The sequence below is a fragment of the Faecalimonas sp. LCP19S3_D12 genome (genome assembly GCF_052121495.1).
GTDB lineage: Bacteria > Bacillota > Clostridia > Lachnospirales > Lachnospiraceae > Faecalimonas.
Genome location: NZ_JBQKED010000023.1, coordinates 48596 through 54595, shown reverse-complemented (window position 1 = coordinate 54595; position 6000 = coordinate 48596). Strand labels below are relative to the sequence as shown.

Sequence of the window (6000 nt, the reverse complement as noted above, 5' to 3'; positions counted from 1 at the left end):
ATTAAATATAACAAACTATGAAACGGTTAATTTTAAAAAAGCCCGTATTTCCGGGCTTTACAGCACTTTGTAACACGATATAAACCAGTCCGATAATCCCTCATTCCTTTAAATAACCAAAAAAGAAAGCTGTCACAGCTTTCTTTTTTTGTCTACCTTTTTCGTTTTTCCATCCAAGTCAGCAAATCGTGAAAAACCAGACTACGATCCACTTCATTTAAAATCTCATGGCGGTCATTTTCATATAACTTTATGGAAACATCTTCTATTCCACATGATTTGTAATCTTTATAAATGTTTTCCACACTCTTTCCAAAGTTACCAACAGGATCGTCTTTTCCAGCCACTAAAAATATAGGAAGTGTCTTTGGTAGCTTCCCATTTTTCTCCTGACGATTTACCTCCTGTATTCCACAGAACATCTGATAATAAGCATTGACAGTAAACATAAAGCTGCATAACGGATCTTTTGCATAATTTTGAGAATTAACGGGATTTCTCGACAGCCAATCAGAACCATTTGTCTCTTGTGAGAACTTCTTATTGAAACCGCCAAACGCCATATTGTTCACCAATTTACTGCGATATTCCCAGCCTCTTCCAAAAGCAATGATACGACATAGCACTTTGCCGGCTGTAAGAAGCAGATTGGACTTGCTTCCGGTTCCCATCACAATTGCTCCCGAAATCCCATCCCCATATAACCCGAGATACTGTCGAAGCAGAAAAGACCCCATACTATGTCCCAGCATAAAATATGGTACATCTTTATATTTTTTCTTCGTTATCTTTCTCAAATGGTGAATATCTCCTATCACGTAGGTATTTCCTTTGGATTCATGAAAAAATCCAAGCTTATCTTTTGACGTGACAGATTTGCCATGACCTAGATGGTCATGGCCCACAACATAATATCCTTTTTCTGCTAGAAATCGTGCAAATTCATCGTAACGGTCAATATGCTCCACCATGCCATGGCACATCTGCAATACCGCCACCACTTTTCCCTCCGGTATCCACTCAATTGCATGGATCTGCGTGGTGGCGTCTTTGGATGGATAATAAAATTCGTTTTTTACTACTCTTTTGTTCATTTACATCATCTACTATCTATCATGAATTCTTATATAATCTCTGTGCGGACACAATGGCTTGTAAGCCGGACGGATGATCTTATCCACATTCTTCAGCTCTTCTAACCGATGTGCACTCCAACCTACGATACGTGCTGCCGCAAAAATCGGTGTATAAAGCGCTTTTGGAAGCCCAAGCATTCCATATACCAAACCACTGTAGAAATCGACATTTGCGTTAACACCTTTATAAATTCTACGCTTTTCCCCGATAACCTCAGGTGCCATATGCTCTACCATCTCATACAAAGCATATTCTTTCTCGCAGCCTTTTTCCGTTGCAAGCTGCTTTACAAATTTCTTAAAGATATCCGCTCTTGGGTCAGAAACAGAATATACTGCATGTCCCATTCCATAAATCAGCCCTTTTTTATCAAATGCTTTTTTATCAAGCAGATCTTCCAAATATTTACGAACTGCATCCCTATCTTCCCAGTCTGACAAATGTTCTTTCATATCTTCAAACATCTGTGTCACCTTAATATTGGCGCCACCATGCTTTGGCCCTTTCAAAGATGCCATCGCTGCCGCCATAGTCGAATAGGTATCTGTTCCGGATGAAGTTACAACGTGTGTCGTAAAGGTCGAGTTATTTCCACCGCCGTGATCCATATGTAATACTAACGCCATATCCAGAATCTTTGCCTCTAATGGTGTATATTTCCGATCTTCACGAAGCATCATTAAAATATTTTCCGCCATAGACAGTTCTTTTAATGGTGCATAGATATATAAATCTTCACCTCTGCGATAATTGTAAGCATGATAGCCATATACCATTAACATCGGGAACTGGCTGATCAAATTCAGACACTGGCGCAGAACATTCGGAATCGATGTGTCATCCGCTTTTTCATCGTAAGAATACAGATTCAAGATGGAGCGAGACAGACTATTCATCATATCTCTACTTGGCGCTTTCATGATAATATCACGCACAAAATTCGGTGGAAGTGTTCTTCTCTCTGACAATGCTTCTGTAAATCTATTCAACTGCCCTTCTGTCGGAAGTTCCCCGAACAACAGCAGATAGGTCGTCTCTTCAAATCCGTAATGTCCCTCTGCTAAGAATCCATTCACCAGATCTTTAATATTGTAACCTCGGTAATACAAATTTCCTTCACACGGTACTTCCTCACCGTCTACAATCTGAGATGCACAGACATCAGAAATGTTAGTCAGTCCGGCAAGAACACCTTTTCCGTTAAGATCACGCAGACCTCTTTTTACCTGATACTCTGTATATAACTCTTTTTCAATTGCATTGCTTTCTTCACACAATTTTGCAAGCTGCAAAATCTCCGGTGTGATATCAAACAATAACTCGTCTATTGAATTTGCCATAGTCATTCCCCTTTCCGTCTTTAAAGTATTGTAGTTTATTATACTAAATTGTAAATAAAAAAACAACAAATATATCATGAACGATTTATTAAAAAAGAGACAACTCTTGTAAAATTTGTCTCTTTTCTGAAAATATTCTAATTACTTGACGGGAAGAACGGTCTCAATGCTCCCGCTACATTACTGATCGGCATCGTCTGAAGCCATACTCGACCTGGTCCTGTAACCACCGTATTGAACAGACCCTCTCCTCCAAATACGACATTTTTCAATCCTTTGATTGTCTGAATGTCCATCTGGCAGCTTGGTGTCATCGCTGCAAGATGTCCTGAATCAATTACAATTTTCTGTCCTGGCTGTAACTCATATTCGACCACATGGCCATCAAATTCAGCAAAAACAGTTCCCATACCGGATACCTTCTGTAGAATGAATCCTTCTCCGCCAAATAATCCGGATCCCACTTTTTTGTGGAAATGAATCGACAGTTCCACACCTGCTTCTCCCGCAAGGAACGCACTTTTCTGAAAAATCATCTCATTTCCAGGTGATACCTGAAATGCCTTGATAGATCCCGGAAAACTTGAAGCAAATGCGATCATTCCATTTCCGCCCTGTGCTGTGTACGTATTTTGGAATAAAGCTTCTCCTGAAAATGCTCTTCCAAATACTTTTCCGATACCTCCGTTTGATGTCGTCTGCATCTCCATATTCGGTGACATCCACGACATTGAGCCACGCTCTGTGATCATTTTTTCACCAGATTCCAAATAACAAACAACAACTGGTAATGTTTCTCCCTTGATTTCATAACGCATATGAATCCCTCCTTTTTCTGAAGTTATAGATTTTGATTAATTCTATCACTAAGCATCGCAAATTCCTGCAATGTCAAAGCCTCACCTCTCACACTCGGACCTTTTCCAAGACTTTCGATCGCAGTTGTGATCACTTCTTTCGGAAGATGAATCTCCGGCGAATTATTCAGTCCGTTGGCAAGTGTTTTTCTTCTCTGGTTAAAAGAAGCACGGATAATCTGGAACATTAATTTTTCATTTTCAACCTGTACCGGCGGTTCTTTATGACGTGTCAGACGAATGACTGCCGAACCAACCTTTGGTCTTGGCATAAAACAATTCGGCGGCACATTCGCAACAATATATGGTTCTGCGTAATACTGCACAGCGAGGGAAAGTGCCCCGTAATCTTTGGTTCCCGGCCCCACCTGCATCCGATCCGCCACCTCTTTTTGCACCATGACAGTAATACTTTCAATCGGTACATGGCTTTCAAACAAGCCCATAATAATCGGTGTCGTAATATAATACGGCAGATTTGCAACCACTTTGATCGGCTTGTTGTCATTATATTTCTTTGCAAGTTTTGGAATATCCACTTTCAGCACATCGTCATTGATCACAGTCACATTGTCGTATGCCTGCAACGTATCCTCCAAGATCGGAATCAATGCTTTGTCGATCTCCACCGCCACAACCTGTCTTGCAGCACATGCGAGATACTGTGTCATCGTCCCGATTCCCGGTCCGATCTCCAGCACAAAGTCATCCTTCGTAATCTCTGCTGAACTGATGATTTTATCCAACACATGCGTGTCGATCAAAAAATTCTGTCCAAACTTTTTCTGAAATGAAAAATCGTATTTTTGTAATATTTCAATTGTATTTTGCGGATTGCCTAATGTTGGCTTTGTCATATATTTACCTCAAATTCTAAATAAATCTCTTCCATTTTTCTCTGTGCGGGCAACAACTTCATCGTAGCTGATTCCTTTGAGCTGCGCGATCTCCTGAGCGATATAAGGAATGTTCAGAGAAGAATTGCGTTTTCCTCGATTCGGAGCCGGTGCAAGATACGGCGAATCGGTCTCCAGCAGAATCTTTTCCATCGGTATATCTGCCACAACTTCTTTGAGTTTCTTGCTATTCTTAAATGTGACAACACCTCCGACACCGATGTGAAATCCCATCTTCACATATTCCTGCGCCATCTCCTTTGAATACGAAAAGCAATGAATTACACCGCGAAGTCCTTTTGCATGCTGCTGCATCATCTCAAGCGTGTCCACCGCCGCATCTCTGCTGTGAATAATGACCGGAAGGTTGAATTCCCTCGCCAGTTCAAGCTGTCTTTGGAACCATTTTTTCTGTATCTCATGAGATTCGTTATCCCAATAATAGTCAAGTCCAATTTCTCCAACTGCCACAACCTTGTCTTTCTTGCACTGTTCTCTCAAATATGCAAATTTTTCCTCATCCAGTATTCCTACTTCATCCGGATGCACGCCTACTGCCGCATAGATAAATGGATACTCTTGTGCCAATTGTACCACTTCTGTGCAGGATTGAAAAGTGGCACCGACATTAATAATCGTGCCAATGCCATTTTCTTGCATAGAATTTAAAAGCTCTGTTCTGTCTTCCTCAAACTGCTCATCATCATAATGCGCATGGCTTTCAAATATCATTGCTTCCATCTTATAAAATCTCTTTTCTTAACTGTTCTGGAGTCTTCTGTGACAATAATGCCGGCGCGATATCAAATACTGTCTTCGCCCCACATTCACCATTTGCGGAAAGTCTGTATGCCGCTCTCGCATAAGCAACTAAAACACTTGAAGTAAACTCCGGATTTGAATCCAGTTTCAAAGAATACTCAATCACATGTTTATTTCCTTCTCTTCCTGTCTCTCCTGTGCGGATCACAAAACCACCGTGAGGCATTTTGCTGTGATTTTCCTTTAATTCTTCTTCTGTGATAAATGTCACTGTTGTGTCATAATCTGCAAAATAGTTTGGCATTTCCTTGATTGCTTTTTCAATCTGTGCCTTGTCCGCACCTTCTTCCGCTACAACATAGCATTCACGCAAATGCTTCTGTCTTGTCGTAAGCTCCGGCTCACTTCCACTTCTTACTTCTTCAACTGCCGCTTCAATCGGTACTGTATACTGGATGCCGTTTTTTACTCCTTCTACACGACGGATCGCATCAGAATGTCCCTGACTTACACCTTTTCCCCAGAATGTGTAAGTGCTTCCCTGTACTAAAATAGACTCTGCGTAAATACGGTTCAGCGAAAACATTCCCGGATCCCAGCCAACAGAGATAATTCCAATATGATTTCCCTCTTTTGCTGCTGCATCTACATTTGCAAAGTATTCCGGAATCTTTGCGTGTGTGTCAAAACTGTCAATAATATTAAAGTTCTTTGCAATCTGTGGACCCATAACCGGGAGATCTGTCGCAGAGCCGCCGCACAGAATCATCACATCCACTTCTCCTTTCAGAGAAAGTACATCATCTAAATGTACCTTTTTCACACCTTCCGTGAGAATCTTTACATCCTCCGGATTACGGCGTGTCACAACGGCCACAAGCTCCATATCATCGTTGCGCTCAATTGCAAGCTCCACACCACGTCCTATATTTCCATAACCTACAATACCAATTCTGATTTTATTCATTTTTCTGTTCTCCTTTCAACTTTGGGGACGTAGTAAAATTC

General features: G+C 41.0%; 6 protein-coding genes. All 6 read right to left on the bottom strand.

Going from position 1 to position 6000, the window contains the following annotated elements:
• Positions 1-152: 152 nt before the first annotated feature.
• The 6 genes from ACTQXY_RS08740 to ACTQXY_RS08715 all read right to left on the bottom strand — a co-directional run bounded on the left by ACTQXY_RS08740 (position 153) and on the right by ACTQXY_RS08715 (position 5959).
• The gene (locus ACTQXY_RS08740; RefSeq protein WP_441659159.1) at positions 153-1094 is read right to left on the bottom strand and encodes an alpha/beta fold hydrolase; all 942 of its coding nucleotides are present in this window, start codon (positions 1092-1094) and stop codon (positions 153-155) included.
• Positions 1095-1106: 12 nt separating this feature from the next.
• On the bottom strand, positions 1107-2477 hold the full coding sequence (locus ACTQXY_RS08735) for a citrate synthase (RefSeq protein WP_441659158.1): 1371 nt from the start codon (positions 2475-2477) through the stop codon (positions 1107-1109).
• Between the two features lie 137 nt (positions 2478-2614).
• A complete protein-coding gene (locus ACTQXY_RS08730; RefSeq protein WP_441659157.1) occupies positions 2615-3295 on the bottom strand; it encodes a TIGR00266 family protein in 681 nt (226 codons plus the stop codon).
• A 23-nt stretch (positions 3296-3318) separates the two neighbouring features.
• Positions 3319-4191 carry a 16S rRNA (adenine(1518)-N(6)/adenine(1519)-N(6))-dimethyltransferase RsmA gene (gene rsmA, locus ACTQXY_RS08725; RefSeq protein ID WP_441659156.1) on the bottom strand — a complete coding sequence of 291 codons (873 nt, stop codon included), beginning with the start codon at positions 4189-4191 and terminating at the stop codon, positions 3319-3321.
• A 9-nt stretch (positions 4192-4200) separates the two neighbouring features.
• Positions 4201-4962, bottom strand: a complete 762-nt coding sequence (locus ACTQXY_RS08720; RefSeq protein WP_441659161.1) for a TatD family hydrolase — start codon at positions 4960-4962, stop codon at positions 4201-4203.
• Positions 4963-4972: 10 nt separating this feature from the next.
• A complete protein-coding gene (locus ACTQXY_RS08715; protein WP_441659155.1) occupies positions 4973-5959 on the bottom strand; it encodes a diaminopimelate dehydrogenase in 987 nt (328 codons plus the stop codon).
• Positions 5960-6000: the final 41 nt, after the last annotated feature.

What these genes read in the sequence shown, in the direction of transcription:
- ACTQXY_RS08720 (WP_441659161.1), bottom strand. Translation starts at nt 4,962, where the DNA reads ATGATATTTGAAAGCCATGCGCATTATGATGATGAGCAGTTTGAGGAA.
- rsmA (WP_441659156.1), bottom strand. Translation starts at nt 4,191, where the DNA reads ATGACAAAGCCAACATTAGGCAATCCGCAAAATACAATTGAAATATTA.
- ACTQXY_RS08735 (WP_441659158.1), bottom strand. Translation starts at nt 2,477, where the DNA reads ATGGCAAATTCAATAGACGAGTTATTGTTTGATATCACACCGGAGATT.
- ACTQXY_RS08740 (WP_441659159.1), bottom strand. Translation starts at nt 1,094, where the DNA reads ATGAACAAAAGAGTAGTAAAAAACGAATTTTATTATCCATCCAAAGAC.
- ACTQXY_RS08715 (WP_441659155.1), bottom strand. Translation starts at nt 5,959, where the DNA reads ATGAATAAAATCAGAATTGGTATTGTAGGTTATGGAAATATAGGACGT.
- ACTQXY_RS08730 (WP_441659157.1), bottom strand. Translation starts at nt 3,295, where the DNA reads ATGCGTTATGAAATCAAGGGAGAAACATTACCAGTTGTTGTTTGTTAT.